Below are 370 nucleotides of genomic sequence, written 5' to 3' on the forward strand. Positions count from 1 at the left end.
GCCTCTACAGCATCAACCTTCGATACAGCAGAACTTGCATTCGTCACTGCCACATCGGCTTTTGATAAAGCTGTTGCAGAATTGGTTAATGCATTATCGGCTGTGCTTTTTGCTGATGTTGCTGTTGCGTTGGCTTGTTGCGCCATTGATGCTGCCGCACTTGAATCAGTAACCGCAGTATTAGCTTTAGTTAAAGCACTGGCTGCATTAGTTTTTGCAGTCGATGCATCAGATTCAGCAACATCAACGCGACTGTCTAATGCTTCAATTAAACTACTGTTTGCTGTTGATTGTGTTACAGCAGTTTCGGCTTTTTGCTGTACTGAAGATAAGGCTGAATTATTACTCGAAATATAGTTATTTAAAGCAA

1 protein-coding gene is annotated in these 370 nt (G+C 41.6%); it reads right to left on the minus strand.

Going from position 1 to position 370, the window contains the following annotated elements; all coding sequences use genetic code 11:
* Positions 1–370: alanine-zipper protein (locus GJV03_RS21615; protein ID WP_171501897.1), on the minus strand; the 370-nt coding region annotated here is incomplete at both ends.

Source organism: Acinetobacter sp. RIT698 (assembly GCF_009668065.1).
In the GTDB taxonomy this organism is placed as follows: Bacteria; Pseudomonadota; Gammaproteobacteria; order Pseudomonadales; family Moraxellaceae; genus Acinetobacter; species Acinetobacter guillouiae.